General features: G+C 46.5%; 26 protein-coding genes and 1 riboswitch. Of the genes, 23 read left to right on the plus strand and 3 right to left on the minus strand.

Features of this window, described 5'->3' with window-relative positions; genetic code table 11:
• Window position 1: 1 nt before the first annotated feature.
• The 17 genes from ICW23_RS10595 (at window position 2) to sufB (ending at window position 13,216) form a co-directional block, all read left to right on the plus strand.
• Entirely contained in the window at window positions 2–1,786 is a 1,785-nt protein-coding gene (locus tag ICW23_RS10595; protein WP_045926008.1) for an acyl-CoA dehydrogenase family protein, read from the plus strand.
• A gap of 113 nt (window positions 1,787–1,899) precedes the next feature.
• Window positions 1,900–2,256, plus strand: coding sequence for an arsenate reductase family protein (locus ICW23_RS10600; RefSeq protein WP_016938002.1), 357 nt, complete (start codon window positions 1,900–1,902; stop codon window positions 2,254–2,256).
• A gap of 59 nt (window positions 2,257–2,315) precedes the next feature.
• Window positions 2,316–2,699, plus strand: coding sequence for a glycine cleavage system protein GcvH (gcvH, locus tag ICW23_RS10605; RefSeq protein WP_003151844.1), 384 nt, complete (start codon window positions 2,316–2,318; stop codon window positions 2,697–2,699).
• A 54-nt stretch (window positions 2,700–2,753) separates the two neighbouring features.
• Window positions 2,754–2,990, plus strand: coding sequence for a YusG family protein (locus tag ICW23_RS10610; protein ID WP_016938003.1), 237 nt, complete (start codon window positions 2,754–2,756; stop codon window positions 2,988–2,990).
• A 69-nt stretch (window positions 2,991–3,059) separates the two neighbouring features.
• Entirely contained in the window at window positions 3,060–3,422 is a 363-nt protein-coding gene (locus tag ICW23_RS10615; RefSeq protein ID WP_095241367.1) for a toprim domain-containing protein, read from the plus strand.
• An 8-nt stretch (window positions 3,423–3,430) separates the two neighbouring features.
• Window positions 3,431–3,751 carry a thioredoxin family protein gene (locus ICW23_RS10620; protein WP_016938005.1) on the plus strand — a complete coding sequence of 107 codons (321 nt, stop codon included), beginning with the start codon at window positions 3,431–3,433 and terminating at the stop codon, window positions 3,749–3,751.
• 96 nt (window positions 3,752–3,847) lie between these two features.
• Window positions 3,848–4,198: an SCP2 sterol-binding domain-containing protein gene (locus ICW23_RS10625; RefSeq protein ID WP_049627324.1), complete on the plus strand. Its 351-nt coding sequence runs from the start codon at window positions 3,848–3,850 to the stop codon at window positions 4,196–4,198.
• 111 nt (window positions 4,199–4,309) lie between these two features.
• Window positions 4,310–4,416, plus strand: a riboswitch (SAM riboswitch).
• Between the two features lie 105 nt (window positions 4,417–4,521).
• A complete protein-coding gene (metN, locus tag ICW23_RS10630; protein WP_016938008.1) occupies window positions 4,522–5,547 on the plus strand; it encodes a methionine ABC transporter ATP-binding protein MetN in 1,026 nt (341 codons plus the stop codon).
• Entirely contained in the window at window positions 5,540–6,208 is a 669-nt protein-coding gene (locus tag ICW23_RS10635; RefSeq protein WP_188154480.1) for a methionine ABC transporter permease, read from the plus strand. The genes metN and ICW23_RS10635 overlap by 8 nt, the downstream gene beginning before the upstream one ends.
• A gap of 13 nt (window positions 6,209–6,221) precedes the next feature.
• Window positions 6,222–7,037 carry a methionine ABC transporter substrate-binding lipoprotein MetQ gene (gene metQ, locus ICW23_RS10640; protein WP_016938010.1) on the plus strand — a complete coding sequence of 272 codons (816 nt, stop codon included), beginning with the start codon at window positions 6,222–6,224 and terminating at the stop codon, window positions 7,035–7,037.
• 92 nt (window positions 7,038–7,129) lie between these two features.
• On the plus strand, window positions 7,130–7,507 hold the full coding sequence (locus ICW23_RS10645) for a carboxymuconolactone decarboxylase family protein (RefSeq protein ID WP_031306536.1): 378 nt from the start codon (window positions 7,130–7,132) through the stop codon (window positions 7,505–7,507).
• Between the two features lie 192 nt (window positions 7,508–7,699).
• Window positions 7,700–7,852: a YuzK family famiily protein gene (locus tag ICW23_RS10650; protein WP_016938011.1), complete on the plus strand. Its 153-nt coding sequence runs from the start codon at window positions 7,700–7,702 to the stop codon at window positions 7,850–7,852.
• A gap of 177 nt (window positions 7,853–8,029) precedes the next feature.
• Window positions 8,030–8,815, plus strand: a complete 786-nt coding sequence (sufC, locus tag ICW23_RS10655) for a Fe-S cluster assembly ATPase SufC (protein ID WP_003151872.1) — start codon at window positions 8,030–8,032, stop codon at window positions 8,813–8,815.
• Between the two features lie 17 nt (window positions 8,816–8,832).
• Window positions 8,833–10,146, plus strand: coding sequence for a Fe-S cluster assembly protein SufD (sufD, locus tag ICW23_RS10660; RefSeq protein WP_016938012.1), 1,314 nt, complete (start codon window positions 8,833–8,835; stop codon window positions 10,144–10,146).
• Complete coding sequence (gene sufS / locus ICW23_RS10665) at window positions 10,146–11,366, plus strand: cysteine desulfurase SufS (protein ID WP_047477634.1); 1,221 nt, start codon at window positions 10,146–10,148, stop codon at window positions 11,364–11,366. The genes sufD and sufS overlap by 1 nt, the downstream gene beginning before the upstream one ends.
• Window positions 11,356–11,799, plus strand: a complete 444-nt coding sequence (gene sufU, locus ICW23_RS10670) for a Fe-S cluster assembly sulfur transfer protein SufU (RefSeq protein WP_003151877.1) — start codon at window positions 11,356–11,358, stop codon at window positions 11,797–11,799. The genes sufS and sufU overlap by 11 nt, the downstream gene beginning before the upstream one ends.
• 19 nt (window positions 11,800–11,818) lie before the next feature.
• Window positions 11,819–13,216: a Fe-S cluster assembly protein SufB gene (sufB, locus tag ICW23_RS10675; RefSeq protein WP_003151878.1), complete on the plus strand. Its 1,398-nt coding sequence runs from the start codon at window positions 11,819–11,821 to the stop codon at window positions 13,214–13,216.
• A 35-nt stretch (window positions 13,217–13,251) separates the two neighbouring features.
• On the opposite strand, the gene csn is transcribed toward sufB, so the two are convergent.
• Together csn and ICW23_RS10685 are read right to left on the minus strand one after the other, a co-directional pair.
• Window positions 13,252–14,088, minus strand: a complete 837-nt coding sequence (gene csn / locus ICW23_RS10680; protein ID WP_016938014.1) for a chitosanase — start codon at window positions 14,086–14,088, stop codon at window positions 13,252–13,254.
• A 136-nt stretch (window positions 14,089–14,224) separates the two neighbouring features.
• Window positions 14,225–14,686: a DUF2691 family protein gene (locus tag ICW23_RS10685; protein WP_047477638.1), complete on the minus strand. Its 462-nt coding sequence runs from the start codon at window positions 14,684–14,686 to the stop codon at window positions 14,225–14,227.
• Between the two features lie 73 nt (window positions 14,687–14,759).
• On the opposite strand from ICW23_RS10685, the gene ICW23_RS18965 reads away from it, so the two are divergent.
• The 3 genes from ICW23_RS18965 (at window position 14,760) to ICW23_RS10705 (ending at window position 16,587) form a co-directional block, all read left to right on the plus strand.
• A complete protein-coding gene (locus ICW23_RS18965; RefSeq protein ID WP_223152289.1) occupies window positions 14,760–14,993 on the plus strand; it encodes a hypothetical protein in 234 nt (77 codons plus the stop codon).
• A 37-nt stretch (window positions 14,994–15,030) separates the two neighbouring features.
• The gene (locus ICW23_RS10700) at window positions 15,031–16,146 is read left to right on the plus strand and encodes an NAD(P)/FAD-dependent oxidoreductase (RefSeq protein ID WP_188154481.1); all 1,116 of its coding nucleotides are present in this window, start codon (window positions 15,031–15,033) and stop codon (window positions 16,144–16,146) included.
• Window positions 16,147–16,212: 66 nt separating this feature from the next.
• The gene (locus tag ICW23_RS10705; RefSeq protein ID WP_016938018.1) at window positions 16,213–16,587 is read left to right on the plus strand and encodes a nucleotide excision repair endonuclease; all 375 of its coding nucleotides are present in this window, start codon (window positions 16,213–16,215) and stop codon (window positions 16,585–16,587) included.
• A 38-nt stretch (window positions 16,588–16,625) separates the two neighbouring features.
• Here the strand turns inward: ICW23_RS10705 and ICW23_RS10710 are convergent, their stop codons facing one another.
• Window positions 16,626–16,898: a DUF1648 domain-containing protein gene (locus ICW23_RS10710; RefSeq protein WP_188154482.1), complete on the minus strand. Its 273-nt coding sequence runs from the start codon at window positions 16,896–16,898 to the stop codon at window positions 16,626–16,628.
• Window positions 16,899–17,021: 123 nt separating this feature from the next.
• Between ICW23_RS10710 and ICW23_RS10715 the strand changes: the two genes are divergently transcribed.
• Genes ICW23_RS10715 through ICW23_RS10725 form a run of 3 tightly spaced genes read left to right on the plus strand, consistent with a single transcriptional unit; the run spans window position 17,022 to window position 19,076 of the window.
• Entirely contained in the window at window positions 17,022–17,552 is a 531-nt protein-coding gene (locus ICW23_RS10715) for an SdpA family antimicrobial peptide system protein (RefSeq protein ID WP_016938020.1), read from the plus strand.
• The gene (locus tag ICW23_RS10720; RefSeq protein WP_045926016.1) at window positions 17,549–18,493 is read left to right on the plus strand and encodes a sporulation-delaying protein SdpB family protein; all 945 of its coding nucleotides are present in this window, start codon (window positions 17,549–17,551) and stop codon (window positions 18,491–18,493) included. The genes ICW23_RS10715 and ICW23_RS10720 overlap by 4 nt, the downstream gene beginning before the upstream one ends.
• A complete protein-coding gene (locus ICW23_RS10725; protein WP_064778650.1) occupies window positions 18,486–19,076 on the plus strand; it encodes a sporulation delaying protein family toxin in 591 nt (196 codons plus the stop codon). Before ICW23_RS10720 ends, ICW23_RS10725 begins: the two co-directional genes overlap by 8 nt.
• The last annotated feature ends 24 nt before the right edge of the window (window positions 19,077–19,100 follow it).

The following is a 19,100-nucleotide window of genomic DNA, read 5'->3' on the forward strand; positions in this document are numbered from 1 at the left end:
CATGAAACAGGAAACGGTCAACGTCAAAAAAGGCGGCAGCTTTCTGATTGAGGAGACGGGATATGATCAAATATTCACTCCGGAGGACTTTACAGACGAACATAAAATGATCGGCAAAACGACAGAAGACTATGTCGTAAACGATGTGCTTCCTTATATTGATGAAATTGAAAACCATCAGTTTGAGCATTCAGTCAGACTGCTCAGAAAAGCCGGAGACTTAGGCCTCCTCGGAGCAGACGTGCCAGAAGAGTACGGCGGCATCGGCTTGGATAAAATCAGTTCAGCCTTCATTACGGAAAAATTTTCGCGTGCCGGCAGCTTTTCGCTATCTTACGGCGCTCACGTCGGTATCGGCTCATTGCCGATCGTGTTCTTCGGAACGGAAGAACAGAAAAAAACATATTTGCCGGACTTGGCTTCAGGACAAAGAATCGCGGCATACGCCTTAACTGAGCCCGGTTCAGGTTCAGATGCCCTCGGCGCGAAAACGACGGCTGTTTTGAATGAAGCGGGCACACATTATATTCTCAACGGAGAAAAGCAATGGATTACGAACTCCGCCTTTGCAGATGTCTTTGTCGTCTACGCAAAAGTGGACGGAGATAAGTTTTCCGCATTTATCGTAGAGAAAAATTATCCGGGCGTGTCAACGGGCCCTGAAGAGAAAAAAATGGGGATTAAAGGTTCATCGACGAGAACGCTGATTTTAGATCAGGCGGAAGTGCCGAAAGAGAATCTTCTCGGCGAAATCGGAAAAGGCCATGTCATCGCCTTTAATATCCTGAATATCGGACGCTACAAGCTTGCCGTCGGCACAATCGGCGCTTCTAAACGGGTGATTGAGCTGTCTGCCGCTTACGCAAACCAGCGCCGGCAATTTAAAACACCGATTTCAAGCTTCACGCTCACTCAGGAAAAGCTTGCGACAATGTCGGCACGGCTTTACGCCATGGAGAGCTCTGTATACAGAACAGTGGGCTTATTCGAAGATAATATGAGCAGGCTGACGGAAGAAGCGCAAAAAGACGGACGCGAAGTCGCAAAGTCGATCGCCGAGTACGCCATTGAATGCTCGCTCAACAAAATGTGCGGATCTGAAACGCTTGATTACATTGCCGACGAAGGCGTTCAAATTCACGGCGGTTACGGGTTTATGCAGGAATATGAAGTGGAGCGCGCCTACCGTGACTCGCGAATCAACAGAATTTTTGAAGGCACAAATGAAATCAACCGCCTGATCGTAACGAGCACGTTCCTGAAAAAAGCCGTAAAAGGGCAGCTTCCGCTCTTTGAAAAAGCGAAGGCGCTCCAGGAAGAGCTCATGATGCTGATGCCTGAAGAGCCGGGCTCAGAGCCTCTTGAACAGGAAAAATACATTGTCAGACAGGCGAAAAAGATTGCCCTCTTGACAGCGGGGCTCGCGGCGCAGAAATACGGGAAAGAGATCGAAGGCGAGCAGGAAATCATGGTAAACATCGCTGATATCGTCAGCGCGGTGTACGCTTTGGAATCTGCCGTCCTCAGAACGGAAAAAGCGATTGCGGCGGACGGTGCCGAAAAAGCCGCGCAAAAGCTGTTATATACGGAAATCTTTGCCCAGGAAGCCCTTCAGAATATTGAAGCGCATGCCAAAGAATCACTGATCGCCATGGAGGAAGGAGATTCCCTCCGCATGATGCTTTCCGTGCTGCGCAAACTGACGCGCCTGACACCGAAAAATCTGATTCAGAAAAAACGTGAAGCAGCGGCCGCTGTCTTCCGTGAAGAAAAATATATCGTCTGATCACATGCTGTAAGCGCTCCTTCATCCGGAGCGCTTTTTCATGAAGCAACGTTATAGGTTTTTACAAGTGATTGTGTTAAAATAACGACGATCATTTACAAGGGGTGAAGAAGATGTCGTTGAATTTTTACTGGTACCCTAAATGCGGAACGTGCCGTAATGCGAAAAAATGGCTGGAAGACCGCGGTAAGGAAATAAACGAAATACATATTGTGGAGGAAACTCCGTCGAAAGAAGAAATTAAAGACCTCTATGAAAAGAGCGGACTTGAGCTGAGAAAGTTTTTCAACACGAGCGGCATGAAATACCGCGAGCTGAACCTAAAGGAAAAACTGTATCACATGTCAGAGGATGAACAGCTTGACCTTCTGTCATCTGACGGTATGCTCCTGAAACGCCCGATTACGACAGACGGCGAAAAAGTCACTGTCGGCTTCAAAGAAGACCAATTCGAAAAATATTGGATGTAATGCCGCGTTCAAAGAATTATGGTATCTTCTTATTATAAGAAAAAATTGGAGGGATTTAGATGAGCACACCGAAAGATATGCGTTATTCCAAAGAGCACGAATGGGTCAAAGTTGAGGACGGAAAAGCCCGTATCGGGATTACACATTTCGCGCAAGCCGAACTTGGCGATATCGTATTTGTCGAGCTTCCGGAAGTCGGCGCTGAAATTAAAGCGGACGAGCCATTCGGCAGCGTAGAATCCGTCAAAACCGTATCCGAATTGTACGCACCGATTAACGGAACGGTGACGGAAGTGAACGAAGACCTTGATGACAGCCCTGAATTCGTAAACGAGTCTCCGTATGAAAAAGCGTGGATGATCGTCGTAGAACCGGCTGATGCTGAAGAAATCGAAAACCTCATGACTTCCGAGCAATATGACGAAATGACACAGGAAGACTGATCGGATAGCAAAAGGGCCATTTGGACATTCTATCTGTAACGGGAGGTGTCTAATATGGCTTTTGATAAACAAAAGGTCGATGTGACGGAAAACGTCACGGGCCGCTTTCAAAACGGCCGGTTTTCCTTGTTTCATGAAAATGAAGCCATCGGCGAGATGACAGGCATGAACCAGTACGAGCTCAAACAGGGCTTTTCATTTGAGAATCAAAAATTTTATAAAACAGCCGATGTCATAAACGGCAGTGATCCGAAATATGTGGATTGCGATTATGAGAACGGCTGGTGTTAACAGTTGGCGGTGAATTTCACTGCCTTCTTTTTTAATCTGATGCTAAAACAATCGGCAGGTGATGCGCTTATGTTCAACGGAGATGAAAAGGTGATCATCGTAGAAGGAAAATCGGATAAAATCAAAGTCAGAGAAGTGCTCATCGAACCCGCGGAAATCGTCTGCACAAACGGGACGATCGGCCAAACCGAACTGGAAGATTTGGCGGACCGCCTGTTTGACAGAGACGTGTTTATATTAACGGACGCAGATGAATCCGGAGAAAAATTAAGAAAACAGCTGAAACGGGAGCTTCCCGAAGCGCGCCATATCTATATAGACAGAACATACAGGCAAGTCGAGTCGTGCCCGGGCCATCATCTCGCATCCGTGCTGATCAGAGCCGGCCTTGATGCAGACCCTGTATTTTTGAAAAAGAACGACCTGAGGTGATAATCAAAATGAAAGAACTCCAAGAAAATGAACTCGAATTGATTCAGGATGATGTCTATCTCCTGTATTTGTACACCCCGTTTTGCGGCACATGCCAGCTGGCGTCCAAGATGCTTTCTGTCGTCGAAGAAATGCTGCCCGGCACCGCCTTCTATAAAAACAACGTGAATTATTCCCCCGCATTCGCCAAAGCCTATCAGATTGAGAGTGTTCCGTGCTTTTTGCTGTTTAAAGGCGGAGAGCTTGTTGAGAAAGGATACGCCTTCCGCTCCGTTTCCTATTTATATGAGCTGATTAAACAAAAAACATCGCAAACGTTCCCGATGTGACAATTTTTACAGGAAAATGTCGTGCGGTTTATAAAGGGTTCTGTCCGTTAAAAAGAGAAAGTGTATGTATGGCCATTAAAACGGGAGGTTATACGAGTGGAGAAAATAGAAGTTTTGGAGAATGACGGACAGCATCTGTTTTTGAAACCGCTATTAAACGCCTCAACGCTGCTGATTACATTCCAGGGAGAAAAAGAAGCCTTAACGGTCTCAATTAACGGACAGGGAGAAATGAGAAAAACGGCGGTTTCAAAGGAGAAATCAAATTTGACCTTTTACGGAAACCAGGCGGAAATCATCCATCTCCTGCACGGTGATGTCTCTTTGCAGAAGCTCATCCAAAGCGGAAAACTCAAAGTGAAAGGATCATTCCGAGCCCTGCTGAAGCTGGAGGCCATCCTCTGGCTGACAAACGGATTTTTTCAGACGATCAGCAAACGGCCGTAAACAGCCAATCTACTATGTGACAATAGCTTCCATTATTTATTTTATTGACTTTTTATCATTCGCCGTGCTATTCTACAGTAAGAATTTCCGGACGAAAATACGATATGTTTTCTCTTATCAAGAGAGGTGGAGGGAAGTGCCCTATGAAGCCCGGCAACCATCAACGATGTTGAAATGGTGCCAATTCACTCAAAGCGGTCTGCTTTGAAAGATGAGAGAAAGGCCTTTTTCAATAAGCCTTTCTGCTCATTTTTGCAGAAAGGCTTTTCTTTTGCGTAGAAAACCGGAAGATTTCTTAGAACAGTGTAAGGCAGGTGATTGCTTTGATCCATCTTCAAAATGTTTCAAAAATTTATAAAGCGAAGCATGGGGATGTCAATGCTGTCCAAGATGTCACTCTTGATATCAAAAAGGGCGAAATATTTGGAATTATAGGATATAGCGGAGCTGGTAAAAGTTCCTTAATCCGTCTTTTGAACGGCCTTGAAAAGCCGACGTCAGGCATCGTGGAAGTTGCGGGGACGGAATTAAATAAAGTAAGCAGCCGCGGACTGAGAAAAGCGCGCCAGGAAATCAGCATGATTTTCCAGCATTTTAACCTTTTGTGGTCGCGCACCGTCCGGGAGAACATTATGTTTCCGCTGGAAATCGCCGGCGTGAAAAAAAGCGAACGGGTCCGCCGCGCCGATGAGCTGATTAAACTGGTCGGATTAGAGGGGAAAGAAAAGTCTTATCCGTCACAGCTGAGCGGCGGTCAAAAGCAGCGTGTCGGCATCGCCCGGGCGCTCGCCAATAATCCGAAAGTCCTTCTGTGCGATGAAGCAACATCAGCGCTCGACCCGCAGACGACCGATTCAATTTTGGATCTTTTATCCGATATAAATGACAGACTCGGTCTGACGATCGTGCTCATTACCCATGAAATGCACGTCATCCGAAAAATCTGCAACAGAGTCGCCGTTATGGAAAACGGGAAAGTCGTTGAAGAAGGCGAAGTGCTCCAAGTCTTCAGAAACCCGCGCGAACCGATGACCAAGCGTTTCGTTCAGCAGGTGACAGAACCGGAAGAGACGAAAGAAACCATCCAGCATTTTCTGCAGGAAACCGCGACAGGAAAAACGATTCAGCTTTCATTTGTCGGGCAGGCCGCCGAGCAGCCCCTCATTACGGAGATGATTCGAAACTTTGATGTGGACGTCAATATTCTGCAGGGGAAAATCTCACAGACGAAGGACGGAGCCTACGGTTCTTTATTCATCCATATTGACGGTCAGGAAAAAGAAGTAGAAAACGTGATCCGGTTCATCAAAGACAAACAGGTAGAAGCAGAGGTGATCACAAATGTTTGAAAAATGGTTCCCGAACGTTGATTTAACCGAGCTGTGGACGGCCACATACGAGACCCTTTATATGACGGTCATCGCCTTAGCCTTTTCATTTGTCATCGGAGCGATTCTCGGTCTTCTGCTCTTTTTAACGGGCAAGGGAAGCTTATGGGAAAATAAAATCATTAACACTGTGATTGCGGCGGTCGTTAATATTTTCAGGTCTATTCCGTTTCTTATTTTAATTATTCTGCTTCTCGGCTTTACTAAGATTTTGGTCGGCTCGATTTTAGGGCCGAACGCGGCATTGCCTGCGCTGATTATCGGCTCCGCGCCGTTTTATGCCCGGCTTGTTGAAATTGCGCTGCGTGAGGTCGATAAAGGAGTCATCGAAGCTGCCAGATCAATGGGAGCAAAGACATCGACGATTATCTTCAAAGTGCTGATTCCTGAATCAATGCCTGCGTTAATTTCGGGCATCACCGTTACAGCCATCGCCCTGATCGGATCTACCGCCATTGCCGGCGCCATCGGTTCAGGCGGACTCGGAAACCTTGCATATGTAGAGGGGTACCAGTCCAATAATACGGATGTAACGTTTGTAGCAACTGTATTTATACTCATCATCGTCTTTATCATTCAAATCATCGGTGATGTGATTACAAATATAATAGACAAAAGATAAGGGAGGATTTACATTGAAAAAGATTGTACTAAGTGCGCTGCTGCTTGTGTTCGCGGGAGTTTTGGCCGCCTGCGGATCAAACGGATCAAATAAAAAGGAAATCGTCGTCGCTGCGACAAAGACGCCGCACGCTGAAATCTTAAAAGAAGCGGAGCCGCTCCTGAAGGAAAAAGGCTACACATTAACAGTAAAAGTGCTGAACGATTACAAAATGTACAACAAAGCGTTAGCTGATAAAGAAGTGGATGCAAACTACTTCCAGCACGTTCCTTACCTTGAACAGGAAATGAAAGAAAATAAAGATTACAAACTCGTGAATGCCGGAGCCGTTCATCTTGAGCCGTTCGGTATTTATACGAAAAAATATAAAACACTGAAAGACCTGCCTAAAGGCGCGACCATCATCATGACAAACAACGTCGCTGAACAAGGCCGGATGCTGGCGATGCTTGAAAAAGCCGGATTGATTACTCTTGATCCGAAGGTAAAAACAATTGACGCCACTACGAAAAACATTACGAAAAACCCGAAAGACCTGACATTCAAAAAAATCGCCCCTGAATTAACGGCGAAAGCATATAATGAAGAAGAAGGCGATGCAGTCTTCATTAACGTCAACTATGCGATTCAAAACAAACTGAATCCGTTAAAAGATGCGATTCAAGTAGAATCAACGAAAAACAACCCGTACGCAAACATCATCGCCGTGCGAAAAGGTGACGAAAAATCAGCGAAAATCAAAGCGCTTATGGAAGTGCTTCACTCTAAGAAAATCAAAGACTTTATTGAGAAAAAATACGACGGAGCCGTGCTTCCTGTATCTGAATAAAGCAAAAACCCCGGATGGATCATCCGGGGTTTTTTTCGGGTATTAATCGGAGAACTGTCCATAATAAAAAGGAAGGTTAACGATTGGAGGGAATGGCAGTGGCTCAATACCAGGATAACGGAAAAAGCGTGCATGACGCATTGAAACAATATAAAGAAGGTTTAGGCATATTCGAGCAAAAAATGCCGATGATGGGGCGGAAGTTTAATGAATTTACTGAACAGTGTTTTTCAGCGGATTCATTAACTGAAAAAGAGAAACAATTAATCGCTCTGGGCATCAGCATCAGCGCTCAAGATGAATTTTGCATGATTTATCACACGAAAGGCTGTCTTGATCAGGGCGCGACAGAGGAAAACATCCTTGAGGTCATCAGCGTCGCCGCGGCATTCGGGGGAGGCGCGGCTCTCAGTCAGGGAGTAACCCTCGTGCAGCAGTGTATTCAGGAATTCGGACATACGACGCATTAGAAAGAGCAATCGTATGAATATCGTTTTTCAGATAAAGCCAGCGCCGGTTACCGGCACATTCGAAAGGATTCAGGGGCACACTCCCTTTGGCCGGAGCAGAGGATCATTGTTACAATAGAAGCAAATATATGAAGGGATTGATTCATTATCTGCACCAGCCACGAGAGACTGGACCTTGACTATACGCCTGAAATGGAAAAAGCGATGCAGAAGTCACACGGCATCGGCTACGAGGAATACGGACGGCGTCTTTCAAAAAGGATGGAAGTCGAACGGCAGAGGGAGCTTGAGTACCAAAAAAGCAAGTTCCTCGCAGCGCAGTTTAATGAGAAAATCGGTCAGTAAAAAAGGGTGGAATTCCGCCCTTTTTCTGTTTCAAACAGCTTTAACTACGTCCGGTTCTTTGATAAACTTTAGGAATGTTCCGGGTAATATAAAAAGTTGTATTTACTTTTCATTTGTTATAAAATTAGAATGAGAATAAATTGAGAATAATGATTATATATTTTTGGAGGTATAGATATGGCTGCTTCAACATTAACGATCAAGGATCTTCACGTTGAAATCGAAGGAAAAGAGATCTTAAAAGGTGTAAACCTTGAAATAAAAGGCGGCGAATTCCACGCTGTCATGGGGCCGAACGGTACCGGTAAATCAACGCTTTCTGCAGCGATTATGGGACATCCGAAATACGAAGTCACTAAAGGTAGCATCACGCTTGACGGCAAGGATGTACTGGAAATGGAAGTGGACGAGCGCGCTCAGGCGGGTCTTTTCCTTGCGATGCAGTACCCAAGTGAAATCAGCGGTGTGACGAATGCCGACTTCCTTCGCTCTGCGATTAACGCACGCCGCGAAGAAGGCGATGAAATTTCTCTTATGAAATTCATCCGCAAAATGGACGAAAACATGGAGTTCCTTGAAATGGACCCTGAAATGGCGCAGCGTTACCTGAACGAAGGTTTCTCAGGCGGAGAGAAAAAACGCAACGAAATCCTTCAGCTTATGATGATCGAGCCGAAAATCGCCATTCTTGACGAGATCGATTCAGGTCTTGATATCGATGCGCTTAAAGTTGTTTCTAAAGGAATCAACAAAATGCGCAGCGAAAACTTCGGCTGCTTAATGATCACTCACTATCAGCGCCTTCTGAACTACATCACGCCGGATGTCGTTCACGTTATGATGCAGGGACGCGTTGTGAAATCAGGCGGTGCGGAGCTTGCACAGCGCCTTGAAGCGGAAGGTTATGACTGGATTAAACAAGAACTCGGCATTGAAGACGAAACTGTAGGCCAAGAAGCGTAAGCGTTAGGGGGATTAACATGACATTGGAAACGAAACTATCCGTAGATCAGGAATATGTCAAAGGCTTTTCCGAAAAGCATCAAGAACCTGCCTGGCTGAAAAACCTGCGCTTACAGGCTCTTGAAAAAGCTGAAGATCTGCCGCTGCCTAAGCCTGATAAAACAAAAATCACAAATTGGAACTTTACAAAGTTCAACAAGCATACAGTAGAAAACGCGCCGCTTGCTTCTTTGGAAGATTTAGCTGATGAAGCAAAAGCGCTGATCGATATTGAAAATGAAGACAAAACGTTATATGTGCAGCGTGACCAAACGCCAGCATTCCTGTCTCTCTCTAAAGAGCTGAAAGACAAAGGCGTTATTTTCACGGACATCTTAACGGCTGCCCGTGAGCACAGCGACCTCGTTGAGAAATACTTCATGAAAGACGGCGTAAAGGTCGACGAGCATAAACTGACTGCGCTTCATGCGGCACTAATGAACGGCGGGGCATTCCTTTATGTTCCTAAAAACGTTCAGGTGGAGACGCCTGTTCAGGCCGTTTACGTTCATGAAAGCAATGACACGGCATTGTTCAACCACGTGCTGATCGTCGCTGAAGACCACAGCTCCGTCACTTACGTTGAGAACTATATCAGCACGGTGAATCCGAAAGAAGCTGTATTCAACATTATCAGTGAAGTGATCACAGGTGATAATGCCAGCGTGACGTACGGTGCCGTTGACAACTTGTCAGCAGGCGTCACAACATACGTCAACCGCCGCGGAGCCGCGCGCGGACGCGACAGCAAAATCGAGTGGGCGCTCGGTCTGATGAACGACGGCGACACGATTTCTGAAAACACGACAAACCTCTACGGAGACGGCACATACGGCGATACGAAAACCGTGGTTGTCGGAAGAGGAGAACAGACGGAAAACTTTACGACGCAGATCATCCACTTCGGTAAAGCTTCCGAAGGCTATATCCTGAAGCACGGAGTCATGAAAGATGCCGCATCTTCCATCTTTAACGGCATCGGCAAAATTGAGCACGGCGCGTCTAAAGCAAACGCTGAACAGGAATCCCGCGTCCTGATGCTGAGTGAAAAAGCGCGAGGCGACGCAAACCCGATTCTTTTAATTGATGAAGACGATGTAACTGCAGGACATGCGGCATCTGTCGGCCGTGTGGACCCTATTCAGCTTTACTACCTGATGAGCCGCGGAATTGCGAAAGAAGAAGCAGAACGCTTAGTCATTTACGGATTCCTTGCTCCGGTGGTAAAAGAACTTCCGATTGAAGGAGTTAAGAAACAGCTCGTCTCCGTCATCGAAAGGAAAGTAAAATAATGAATATCACTGATATTCGTGAACAGTTCCCGATCCTTCATCAGCAAGTGAACGGACATGACCTCGTGTACCTTGACAGCGCGGCGACTTCTCAGAAGCCGCGGTCTGTCATTGAAGCAGTGGATCAGTATTACAACAAATACAACTCCAATGTTCACAGAGGCGTCCATACTCTTGGCACAAGAGCGACAGACGGCTATGAAGGAGCGCGTGAAAAAGTCCGTAAGTTTATCAATGCGAAGTCAATGGCTGAGGTCATTTTCACAAAAGGCACGACAACTTCACTGAATATGGTGGCGCTGAGCTATGCCCGTGCCAGCTTAAAACCCGGTGATGAAGTGGTCATCACCCAAATGGAGCATCATGCGAATATCATCCCGTGGCAGCAGGCTGTAAAAGCAACCGGCGCGACTTTAAAGTATATCCCGATGCAGGAAGACGGCACGCTTTCGCTGGAAGACGTCCGGCAGACGGTCACAAGCCATACGAAGATCGTGGCGGTCGCTCATGTGTCAAACGTGCTCGGCACGATCAACCCGATTAAAGAAATCGCCAAAATCGCTCATGACAACGGCGCGGTCATCGTGGTGGACGGAGCGCAGAGCACACCGCACATGAAAATCGACGTTCAGGATCTGGATTGCGACTTCTTCGCGCTTTCTTCCCATAAAATGTGCGGCCCGACGGGAATCGGCGTGCTGTACGGCAAGAAAGAACTGCTTGAGAATATGGAGCCGGCTGAATTTGGCGGCGAGATGATCGACTTTGTAGGGCTTTATGAATCAACTTGGAAAGAGCTTCCGTGGAAGTTTGAAGCAGGCACGCCGATTATTGCAGGCGCAATCGGATTGGGAGCCGCGATTGATTTTCTTGAAGAGGTCGGACTCGACGAGATTTCCCGGCATGAGCATAAGCTTGCGGCCTATGCGCTTGACCGTTTCGAACAGCTCGACGGCGTGACGGTATACGGACCGAAAGAGCGGGCGGGCCTTGTGACATTTAACCTTGATGAGGTTCACCCTCATGATGTCGCGACTGTCCTTGATGCTGAGGGCATTGCGGTCAGAGCCGGACATCACTGCGCCCAGCCGCTCATGAAATGGCTGGATGTATCTGCTACTGCGAGAGCGAGTTTTTATCTGTATAATACAGAGGAAGAGATCGATAAGCTCGCGGAAGCTCTCCAAAAGACAAAGGAGTACTTTACAAATGTCTTTTAATGCAAATTTAGATACATTATACAGACAAGTGATCATGGATCATTACAAAAATCCGCGCAACAAAGGGGTTTTGGATGACAGCATCGTCGTCGATATGAACAACCCGACTTGCGGCGACCGGATCAGACTGACAATGAAGCTTGACGGCGATACCGTTCAGGAAGCGAAGTTTGAAGGGGAAGGCTGCTCTATCTCCATGGCTTCAGCTTCCATGATGACGCAGGCGATTAAAGGAAAAGATATTGATACCGCCCTTTCCATGTCTAAGATTTTCTCAGACATGATGCAAGGGAAAGAGTATGACGACTCAATAGATCTCGGGGATATTGAAGCTCTTCAAGGCGTTTCGAAATTCCCGGCCCGGATTAAATGTGCCACCCTTTCATGGAAAGCACTTGAAAAAGGAGTCGCTGGCGAAAAAGGCGGCAATTAAAAGATTGGAGTGAAAATGGATGGCTAAAAAAATGCCTGAAATTGGTGAATACAAGTACGGTTTTCACGATAAGGACGTTTCCATTTTCCGTTCAGAGCGCGGATTGACAAAAGAAATCGTAGAAGAAATTTCACGCATGAAAGAAGAGCCTCAATGGATGCTTGATTTCCGCCTGAAATCTCTTGAGCATTTCTACAACATGCCGATGCCGCAGTGGGGCGGGGATTTAAACTCTTTAAACTTTGACGAAATTACGTACTACGTAAAACCGTCTGAGCGTTCAGAGCGTTCTTGGGATGAAGTGCCTGAGGAAATTAAACAGACATTCGACAAACTCGGTATTCCTGAAGCTGAGCAAAAATACCTTGCCGGTGTTTCTGCACAGTACGAATCTGAGGTTGTGTACCACAACATGAAAGAAGATCTTGAAGCGCAAGGCATCGTCTTCAAAGACACAGACAGCGCGCTGAAAGAAAATGAAGACATTTTCCGCGAGCACTGGGCGAAAGTCATTCCGCCGACTGATAACAAGTTTGCGGCGCTGAACTCAGCTGTATGGTCCGGCGGATCTTTCATCTACGTGCCTAAAGGCGTGAAGGTTGAAACACCGCTTCAAGCGTACTTCCGCATCAACTCTGAGAACATGGGCCAATTCGAACGCACGCTGATTATCGTTGACGAAGAAGCAAGCGTTCATTACGTAGAGGGCTGTACGGCTCCTGTGTATACGACAAACTCACTTCACAGCGCGGTTGTTGAAATCATCGTCAAAAAAGGCGGTTACTGCCGTTATACAACAATCCAAAACTGGGCGAACAACGTTTACAACCTTGTAACGAAACGTACGGTTTGTGAAGAAAACGCAACAATGGAATGGGTTGACGGAAACATCGGTTCTAAATTGACGATGAAATATCCGGCTGTCATTCTGAAAGGTGAAGGCGCGCGCGGCATGACGCTTTCTATCGCTCTTGCGGGCAAAGGACAGCATCAGGACGCAGGTGCGAAAATGATTCACCTTGCACCGAATACGTCATCCACAATCGTATCAAAATCGATTTCAAAGCAAGGCGGAAAAGTAACGTACCGCGGAATCGTCCACTTCGGACGGAAAGCGGACGGCGCCCGTTCTAACATCGAGTGCGATACGCTCATTATGGATAACAAATCAACTTCTGATACAATCCCTTACAATGAAATTCTGAACGACAACATTTCATTGGAGCACGAAGCGAAAGTATCAAAAGTTTCTGAAGAACAGCTTTTCTACTTGATGAGCCGCGGTATTTCTGAAGAAGAAGCAACAGAAATGATCGTTATGGGCTTCATCGAGCCGTTCACAAAAGAACTTCCGATGGAATACGCAGTTGAAATGAACCGTTTGATCAAGTTCGAGATGGAAGGTTCTATCGGTTAATAGTAAAACCCCGACATGCGCGGGGTTTTTTTGTTTTATTGAATAGTGAAATTTCCGTATTCACTTGACCGGACATGAATCGGCCCGTTTAAATTGTAGTTCTTCTCTTTGACAATATCACGGAAAACGTCGACCCGGGCAACCGATTCTCTCCATTCATCCTGGGTATCTTCATCTGACGGATTCATCAGATCGTCATAGCGCACATCCAAAAATTTATTTAACCATTTCTTCTCGTCCGTTCCGTCTTTCGGTGACCCGCCCATTTTTTTGTTCGTGCGTTTAATCAGGGCATAGAAGGAGTCTGGATCATCGCCGTCGCCATGCTGAATCACTGTATCGTACATCACCGCTTTTGCCAATGCCGTTTTCAGTCCGGCTTGCTCTGAACGTTTCATCGCCGGCTGATAATACAAGCTGTCATTTACCTTATCCTGGGCAGCGCGGAAGGCCTTATCATTGCCAAGTGAGCGCCAGGCAGAAGCGAATCCTTTCAGATTGCTGATGTCATCACTTTCGTCCTTTGCAAGACGCCGTAATTCAGGCAAATACTTTTTCAATTTGTTATTCGGCACCGCTTTCGTGTATACTTCGACTACTTCCAGCGCATCTCCGGTAGCCGTCGTAAAGCCGGCCCGGCCGCAGGTGTAACCTCTTCCGTCATCCAACGCTTCAACATAGCCGTATTGGATTTCCGTCTTGCCGTTTTCAAAGATGCTGGTCAGCTGTTCCGCCCGGCGCTTCTGATCCTTATTCAGCCCGGCCGCAAAAACCGTACCGCTCATCATCAGGGTAAAAAACATAGTGAAAATAAGAGATGAAACCGCCGTCTTCTTCCAAAAACCTGCTTTTTTCTTCAACCTGATTTTCATGGTCATACCCCTTTCATATGTAAGTTACGCACTCAGTATACATGAGGGGGTTGTTTTTTTGTTGAAAACACACGAATTTGTCAATTTTTTGAATCGTAAGCCCTATCCGGTGCTTCATAAAAAGAACGCATCTTCATCAGACAGACAATCCCGTTCTCGCATCATTCTCATCTGTCACATAGTCAACGCGGTGAAACCCGCATTGTACAGCCTGCTGAAACAGAGCTTCGAGCATGTCCGGATCTTTGCAATATAACGTTACATACGAGCAATCCGCGATGAGAAGCACAAGTTCACAGGAACTCTCCACATACTCCTCGTACGTATTGATTTCCGTTACCATCCCGCTCGGGAAAGCTTTCAATTCAGCAAAAATCATATAATAAGGGTTTCCTTCCAGACGCTGACGGAGTTCTTGACCCTCAATGATGCGCTGATTTTGCGGAAACAGGTCTGTATCGGTGTCTTTTTTGAACTCAGTATACGCCTCTCCATCACCGATAAACCACGTATAGGAAGAGATGGGGAACGGTTTTAATATATCTGCCGCAAACCGCCCGAATTGATTTGGGATGTCAAAGGTAATGCCGCGTTTCATATTGTCCTCACTTCTTTCGGCTTTTGAATATTATGATATAATAGTTGGATAAATATTGAAAGGGCTTGATGGTATGACAACACGATACGGAATTGATGCGCCTTATGGGGCTTTTGGGTTTATTTTACTTGCGATCCTTTATGCTGCAGGCACGTTATGCGGCATGATCCCTCTTTTCTGGGGCTGGCTGACGGGTGCTTTGAATACAGAAAGCTTCTTGAGGAAAACGGCTTCCAGACAAGAACTTATTTCGAAACTCATCATTGCCGTCAGGACTCCGGTAGGAACCGGGCGCTCCATTTGTTAAAATAAATAAGACAAAACAGATAGAAAAGGTGTTACACATGAAGTCTTATATCATTATCGGAGCCGGCATTCTCGGTGCGTCAGCGGCTTATCATCTCGCAAAGGCCGGTGCGGATGTAACGGTCATTGACCGGAAACATAAGGGGCAGGCGACTGACGCTGCAGCGGGGATCGTCTGCCCGTGGCTGTCACAGCGCCGCAATCAGGCATGGTATGCGATCGCAAAAGGCGGAGCCCGTTATTATAACCAATTGATACAGCAGCTTGAAGCCGACGGAGAAACGGACACCGGTTATCAAAAGGTCGGTGCCGTCAGTCTCCATACGGATGAAAAAAAGCTCAGCCAAATGGAGGAAAGAGCTTATAAAAGAAGAGAGGACGCTCCTGAAATCGGTGACATTACAAGACTGACTCCGGCAGAAACGAAAGCATTGTTTCCTGCGCTGTCGGAGGAATACGGAGCGGTTCATATCAGCGGTGCGGCCCGGGTGAACGGCAGGGCGCTTCGTAAGGCGCTGTTAAACGCTGCCGTTAAGCACGGCGCGGCTGTTTACAAGGAAGAGGCGTCAATATTGACAGAGGACGGTGCCGTCATCGGTGTGAAAACCGCAGAACGCACGCTTTTGGCCGATCAGGTTCTCGTAACGGCCGGCGCTTGGGCGAGAGAGCTGCTTGAGCCGCTCGGCATCCGCTTTTCAGTATCGTACCAAAAGGCGCAGATCGTTCATTTAGAGCTTCAGGATGAGGATACGGGCGGCTGGCCGGTCGTCATGCCTCCAAATGATCAATACATTCTCGCGTTTGCAAACGGCCGGATTGTAGCGGGCGCGACTCATGAAAACGATACCGGCATGGATTTGCGGGTGACGGCCGGCGGTCTCCGCGAGATTTTTGATAAAGCATTAACCGTGGCGCCGGGGCTTTCAGACAGTACTTTGATGGAGACAAGAGTCGGATTCCGGCCGTTTACTCCCGGTTTTCTACCCGTCATCGGCAGACTGCCGAATATCAGCGGACTTCTCGTTGCCAACGGGCTGGGCGCCTCAGGGCTGACGAGCGGGCCGTATCTGGGGGCTGAACTGGCGAAACTCGCGCTCGGTCAGCAGACAGAAATTGATTTGAGCCTTTATGATCCGGCCGGGGCGCTTGAATAAAAAATAGCTTTTGGCGCATTCTTATGATAGGATGGAGCTTTAATGAATAAGAGGACGTGACCCATTTTGATAAAAATAAACCTTCCTGCTCCTGATGTAACGATTACGGAACGGCAGCAGTCACAGTCGGAAAATGAACCGGCGATTAAAGCGATTTACGGTTTCATTGATTTTCACCGAATTCCAAGAGACAAAGGCGGCATCTTTATGTTTTATAACATTCATGATGAACTGCTGTTTGTCGGGAAAGCCCGTAAATTAAGACAAAGAATCAAAAAGCATTTTGAAGACAATGTGTCGCCTGTTAAACATCACAGGGACGAAGTGTATAAAATTGAAGTATGTGTCGTCAATGATCCGATGGAAAGGGAAATTTACGAAACGTACGCGATCAATACCCTTCAGTCGAAATACAACATTGAGAAAGTATTTTATAAATAAGGAAAACCGGAGCCCTTCAGGCTCCGGTTTTATTGTTGTTACAGTGCCAGCCACAGCACCGCTATATGGACGATCAGCAGAAAGTATACGACGAGGAATAACTGGACGATCCGTTTTCTGAATAACATACAGACAATCATAAGCACGGGTAAAATCAGAACGCCGGCCGTTTTATTGATTGATGTATTCGGACGGTTCGACACGTCATAGTGAATGGCCATATCAGCAGGAAGCAACGGATAAAACACAATCGACAGAATAAAGGCGAGAGCCACCGCTCCCCACAGCACCTTATCATTCATCAAAAACATTTGAACACCCCTTTTTTACATATAATAGTATATTAGTCCGAAAAATCTAATTTATCAATATTTTACCTGTTGAATGGTGTATAATCATGTCAATGAAATTTCCAAACAATAGGAGGGTTTCGATTGACTGACAAGAAGCAAACCGGCATGTTTTCATTCTTTCTTTTTATCATGGCCGCCTGGATCATCGTTTTGTTTTTAACCGTTATCGCGGCACTGCCAAGCTCCGCCATCCAATTAACCAAACATCAATCCAAAACCGTTTCTATGATTTATCCGCAAAGCTGGGGGTTTTTCAGTAAAGATCCGAGAGAAGACAGCCTGAACATCTATCTTCTTGATGCCGGGGAGGAGCTCAGATGGCCGAATAATTCTCTGAAAAACGTGATCGGCTTAAACCGCTACGGACGGACGCAAGGGATAGAACTCGGCCTTATGCTGGAAAAGCTGCCTTCCAAAGAAAAGTGGAACGACTTCACGGCCGGCCAGGACTTTAAGGATACCACATTTTTGAAGGTGAAAAATGAGTCTCCCTCCCCAAGGCTGAAAGGAAAAATGATCATTACATATGAACGCATTACCCCATGGGCATGGAGCAGCCATACTGAAACGAAACGAACCATCAAAAAATACATCGGAGTGGATGTCAATTGATTCAGGATGCAAAAAAGCAGCTCACCTTATGGATGATGAAGAATCCGCCTTGGACAAATGTGTACGGGCTTGCCAGAAGTTTAATCGCGCTCGGCACGCTTCTGACATTGCTGTTCAATCCGGCGTCTGTCTTCTTTAAAACGCAAAATCAAATGCTCAGCTTTTCCGATACGTTCAGCCTGTTCTTGCTGTTTCCCGATTTCCGTTACATTGAGGTCGTCAAAGCCGTTTGTATCTGTATTTTAATTCTGGTTGTCATTGGCTGGCGGCCCCGCCTAACAGGTTTTTTTCACTGGTGGATTTCATACAGCTTCCAAAACTCCGCCGTTACCCTTGATGGGGGAGATCAGGTGGCTGCAGTCTTTACGCTGCTGCTGCTGCCCTTGACATTAACTGATCCGCGGAAGTGGCACTGGTCTCCGTACGAAGCGTCTTTTGAGAAAAGGCCGCTTGAGCCTTATTACCGTTCCTTATGCTGGGCGACACTGACAATCATCAGAATACAGGTCGCGATGCTGTACTTTAACTCCGTCATTGCCAAACTGATGGAAGAAGAGTGGCAGAATGGCACCGCCGTTTATTACTATTTGAACGATCCGATGCTGGGGCTGCCGGATGCGCTTCACAGTCTGTTTGACTTTATCTTGCAGTCAAAGCTTGTCATCATCCCGACTTGGGGCACGCTCATTGTGCAAACCATTATGTTCTGCGCTTTGTTCGCTCCGAAAAAATATTGGCGCCTGATCTTGTTTATATCCATTTTTATGCATGAAATTTTTGCTGTCATGCTTGGGCTTACCTCATTTTCCATTACAGTGTCTGGTATTTTGGTCCTGTTTTTGGTGCCGGCAGAGAAAACAGTAGCTTTGAACCATTACAATTCCTATTTTATTAGTTACAATTTTCTCAATAAAAGGAAAAGGAGGAAATTATATGGTTAAAAGTAAAAGGTCAGCTGCCGCCATGCTGCTGGTGTTTGTTTTAATGGTCGCATTAGTCGGCCCGCATGCCACAGCGAAAACGAAGCCAGCCGTCTCTTATTCGGGTGAAGACATTTTTTCCGGCATCTTTTTTGGACAAGGTGAGGTCGCAAAGCTTCTTCCCGAGGTATGGGATACCAAAGCTGTCAAAAAGATTAATCAGGACGAATTAAAGCAAGTTTCCGATCAGGTGATCGCTGATATTAAAAAGTCATCGCCGGATTATTTTAAAAAGTTAAAAGCCGCGGTCTACAGCGGCGATTATGAGAAAGTGAACAGCGTCATTGATCAAGGTTCGCAGATTATGGCGAAAGTGCTGAAAGAAGAATTTGACAAAAAAAGCATGGACAAAGGAAAATCAACGGCCATCGGCCAATGCGCAACGGCAGTTTGGGTGTTTTTAAACGCGGCAGCCGCCATTGAGACGATCGCTCTTGCGGTAGCGGCCATCATTTTGACCGTAGCAAGCGTTGACGAAGATTCCGACTTAGGCAAAGAGCAGCTCATCGCTAATGTCGTGGACCGCATTAATGCGCAGCACTGAAGCTGAAGAAAGAAACGCTAAGGA

It is taken from the genome of Bacillus sp. 1021, assembly GCF_014534735.1.
GTDB lineage: Bacteria > Bacillota > Bacilli > Bacillales > Bacillaceae > Bacillus > Bacillus siamensis.

Coding starts and splice junctions, on each gene's coding strand:
- ICW23_RS10595 (WP_045926008.1), top strand. CDS start 2: ATGAAACAGGAAACGGTCAACGTCAAAAAAGGCGGCAGCTTTCTGATT.
- ICW23_RS10600 (WP_016938002.1), top strand. CDS start 1,900: ATGTCGTTGAATTTTTACTGGTACCCTAAATGCGGAACGTGCCGTAAT.
- gcvH (WP_003151844.1), top strand. CDS start 2,316: ATGAGCACACCGAAAGATATGCGTTATTCCAAAGAGCACGAATGGGTC.
- ICW23_RS10610 (WP_016938003.1), top strand. CDS start 2,754: ATGGCTTTTGATAAACAAAAGGTCGATGTGACGGAAAACGTCACGGGC.
- ICW23_RS10615 (WP_095241367.1), top strand. CDS start 3,060: ATGTTCAACGGAGATGAAAAGGTGATCATCGTAGAAGGAAAATCGGAT.
- ICW23_RS10620 (WP_016938005.1), top strand. CDS start 3,431: ATGAAAGAACTCCAAGAAAATGAACTCGAATTGATTCAGGATGATGTC.
- ICW23_RS10635 (WP_188154480.1), top strand. CDS start 5,540: ATGTTTGAAAAATGGTTCCCGAACGTTGATTTAACCGAGCTGTGGACG.
- ICW23_RS10645 (WP_031306536.1), top strand. CDS start 7,130: ATGGCAGTGGCTCAATACCAGGATAACGGAAAAAGCGTGCATGACGCA.
- ICW23_RS10650 (WP_016938011.1), top strand. CDS start 7,700: ATGGAAAAAGCGATGCAGAAGTCACACGGCATCGGCTACGAGGAATAC.
- sufC (WP_003151872.1), top strand. CDS start 8,030: ATGGCTGCTTCAACATTAACGATCAAGGATCTTCACGTTGAAATCGAA.
- sufD (WP_016938012.1), top strand. CDS start 8,833: ATGACATTGGAAACGAAACTATCCGTAGATCAGGAATATGTCAAAGGC.
- sufS (WP_047477634.1), top strand. CDS start 10,146: ATGAATATCACTGATATTCGTGAACAGTTCCCGATCCTTCATCAGCAA.
- sufU (WP_003151877.1), top strand. CDS start 11,356: ATGTCTTTTAATGCAAATTTAGATACATTATACAGACAAGTGATCATG.
- sufB (WP_003151878.1), top strand. CDS start 11,819: ATGGCTAAAAAAATGCCTGAAATTGGTGAATACAAGTACGGTTTTCAC.
- csn (WP_016938014.1), bottom strand. CDS start 14,088: ATGAAAATCAGGTTGAAGAAAAAAGCAGGTTTTTGGAAGAAGACGGCG.
- ICW23_RS10685 (WP_047477638.1), bottom strand. CDS start 14,686: ATGAAACGCGGCATTACCTTTGACATCCCAAATCAATTCGGGCGGTTT.
- ICW23_RS18965 (WP_223152289.1), top strand. CDS start 14,760: ATGACAACACGATACGGAATTGATGCGCCTTATGGGGCTTTTGGGTTT.
- ICW23_RS10700 (WP_188154481.1), top strand. CDS start 15,031: ATGAAGTCTTATATCATTATCGGAGCCGGCATTCTCGGTGCGTCAGCG.
- ICW23_RS10710 (WP_188154482.1), bottom strand. CDS start 16,898: ATGTTTTTGATGAATGATAAGGTGCTGTGGGGAGCGGTGGCTCTCGCC.
- ICW23_RS10725 (WP_064778650.1), top strand. CDS start 18,486: ATGGTTAAAAGTAAAAGGTCAGCTGCCGCCATGCTGCTGGTGTTTGTT.